Genomic DNA, 2,775 nt, shown 5'->3' with positions numbered 1-2,775 from the left:
GGCCACGTCGAAGCCGGGCGACGATGTCGATCTGGTGGCGATCGTGGAACGATTGCGCAACGTGCCGAAATCGACGCAGCAGGCGATGGCCTTCGCCGAGGTCGTGGATTCAGGCCGCCAGGCCGGCGACCCCGACTACCGCAAGCCACCCGCCGCACGCCCGCCATCGGACGACGATTTCGACATGCGCTACGGCCTCAAGCCCGCAACCTTCGGCCTGCGCCCGCAAAACGATTGAGCTTGCGACCCGGCTGTTCTGCCGGCCGATTGAGAAGCCGCGCTAAGCTCGCGCCCTGCCTGGATCGCTTGGGTAAATCCCGTCAGGGAATTCGTCAGGCCGAGTCGGGTGGTGCTGTTTTCGAGAACCGAAGCGGAGCGGACATTTGAGTCCGTGAGCATCGGAAGCACAGAAAACGGCGCCAGACGGCCAGCCTCACGAATTCAGGGACGGGATTTTAGGCGCAGACGCGGTTACGGCCTTGCCTCTTCGCCTCGTAAAGCTGGCGGTCGGCGCGGCGATAGAACTCTTCCGCTGTTTCCTTGCGGTCCCAGACGGCTAGCCCGACGCTGGTGGTGATCTTGAGGCGGACATTGCCCGACAGCACCGACATGTTGGCGATCGCCTTGCGGATGCGCTCGGCAAACTTGCCCAGAAGCTCGGCGTCCATGTTGGGCGTGACCACGGCGAACTCCTCGCCGCCCAATCGCGCCACCACATCGTGGTAGCGCGTCATATCCTTGAGACAGCTTGCGACGGCCTTGAGCACTTCGTCGCCGACGTCATGGCCGTGGGTGTCGTTGACCTGCTTGAAATGGTCGAGATCGAGGATCATCAGCCCGACGGGCTTTTCGATGCGCCGGAACTCCTCGAGATACTCCTTCAGCGCATCATCGAAATAGCGCCGGTTCTGCATGCCGGTCAGGCCGTCGGTCAGCGCCGCATGCTCGAGTGTTTCCGACCGCGCGCTGAGCGAGACCGTCATGGCGCGCAGCTTGCCCTCCTCCGTCGCCTGTTTTCGAATCAGCGGATAGATGAAGAAAATGCCGAAGAACAGCGCCGTGGCCAGGAGCACGCCGGTCGCGAACAAGAGCTTGTTGAGATAGATGACCTTGTCCAGACCCGAAGCCGTATGCAACTCGTCGGCGAAGGACTGCAGAAGTCCATAAGCATGCAGCGTCACCAGGCCGGCGGCCAGGATCACGAATATAAAGACGAAAAATGCTGATTCCGCCTTGTGAAAACGCATCTGCTCCCCGTTGGAAAAGTGCCCATCGACCTTATGGCATGGGCGGGCTTACGGAGGGTTAATTTGGACAACCACAACGGGAACCTTTCCTTGCAGGTAAACTTTTCAGGTTGCATCGGAAGCAAGCGCTGAGATCGTGGTTTCCAGATCATCACCGGGGTGCAACCTCAGCCATTCCGGCCCCAATTGATGCCTGAACCAGGTGGTTTGCCGCTTGGAATATTGCCTGGTCGCGATCTTGGCGCGTTCGATTGCCTCGGGAAAGCCAATCCCTCCGGCCATCGCCGCCTGCAGTTCGCGAACGCCGATCGCTTTCATCGCCGGCAATTCGGGATCGAGGCCAAGTGCCGCAAGCCGCTTGACCTCGTCCAGCGCGCCCTTGTCCAGCATTTGGTCGAAGCGTTTGTCGATGCGTCCGACCAACGCCGCCCGATCCGGCTCGATCACCAGGAAATGCGCGCTTTGCCTGTCGATGAGCGGCTGGCCGCGCTCTGCCTGCCATTCCAGGATCGAACGGCCAGACGCATCGAGAACCTCCAATGCCCGCACGATGCGCTGGCTGTCGGTTGGCTTGAGCATCATGGCGGCCGCCGAATCCTCGCGCAGCAGCAGGCTGTGCAGCTTGACGGCGCCCTGCTCCTTCAATTCGTAGCGCCAACGGTCGCGGACCCGTTGCGGAATGTCGGGCATTTCCGAAATGCCCTCGGCCAATGCGCGAAAATAGAGCCCGGTGCCGCCGACAAAAATCGCTGTCCGTTCGGAGAATGTGCCGTCGTCGATCAGTTTCATCACGTCGCGCAGCCAGGCGCCGGTGGAATAGGGCGTCGCCGGATGGACATGGCCGTAGAGGAAATGCGGTGCGCGGGCGAGGTCGGTCGCCTCCGGCCGGGCGGTCAGCACGTCGAGCACCGAATAGCCCTGCATGGAATCGGTGTTGACGATCACGCCACCCCTGCGCTCGGCCAGATCGAGCGCAAGCGCCGACTTGCCGCTGGCGGTCGGCCCGGCTATCAGGATCGCGTTCTTCACGCGGCCCTTGCCCGCCTGCCCGCCGGAATGTTCCATGCCGCTCATCGCCACGCTTGTTTCCCGTCCCACTGAGCGCGCTTTGTCGCTGTCGCTTGCGAATATGGCCTCACGGTCGGTCGGCGCAAGCGCTGTTGTCTGGCTGGCTGAAGGTATCGCCTGCGATCTCGTCCTGCCTGAGGCAGCCGACGCCGCCGCTGCGAGTGCCGTCTTGCGCACGGCACTCGCCAGCGAGGCGGTCGACGTGATCGTCCAAGAAGCAGAAACCCGCCGCAAGAAAATCCTGATCGCCGACATGGATTCGACCATGATCGACCAGGAATGCATCGACGAGCTGGCCGACGAGATCGGCGTAAAGGATCATGTTGCCACGATTACCGCGCGATCCATGAATGGCGAGATCGCCTTCGAACCGGCTTTGCGCGAGCGGGTGGCGTTGCTGAAGGGCCTCGACGCCACCGTGGTCGATCGCATCGTCGCCAATCGCCTGACGCTGGCCTCG

Annotated in this window: 2 protein-coding genes and 2 pseudogenes; 2 read left to right on the top strand and 2 right to left on the bottom strand. The window is 62.3% G+C overall.

The genetic code is table 11. The annotated features are described in order from the left end of the window. Positions 1-238 (top strand): annotated as a pseudogene (locus EN914_RS30865) (ATPase); the annotation flags it as partial. 217 nt (positions 239-455) lie between these two features. Here EN914_RS30865 and EN914_RS30855 read toward each other — a convergent pair. After that, positions 456-1,247: a GGDEF domain-containing protein gene (locus EN914_RS30855; protein WP_013531037.1), complete on the bottom strand. Its 792-nt coding sequence runs from the start codon at positions 1,245-1,247 to the stop codon at positions 456-458. Between the two features lie 105 nt (positions 1,248-1,352). Next, positions 1,353-2,321, bottom strand: a complete 969-nt coding sequence (gene miaA, locus EN914_RS30850; protein WP_024501409.1) for a tRNA (adenosine(37)-N6)-dimethylallyltransferase MiaA — start codon at positions 2,319-2,321, stop codon at positions 1,353-1,355. Here miaA and EN914_RS30845 point away from each other — a divergent pair. After that, positions 2,311-2,775: pseudogene (locus EN914_RS30845) on the top strand (phosphoserine phosphatase SerB); the annotation flags it as partial. The gene miaA and the pseudogene EN914_RS30845 overlap by 11 nt on opposite strands.

Origin of the sequence: Mesorhizobium sp. M7A.F.Ca.CA.001.08.2.1, from assembly GCF_003998455.1 — a bacterium.
GTDB classification, from domain to species: Bacteria; Pseudomonadota; Alphaproteobacteria; order Rhizobiales; family Rhizobiaceae; genus Mesorhizobium; species Mesorhizobium ciceri.
Note: the sequence above shows the minus strand (reverse complement) of the source record. Positions and strands in the feature narration are given on the sequence as shown.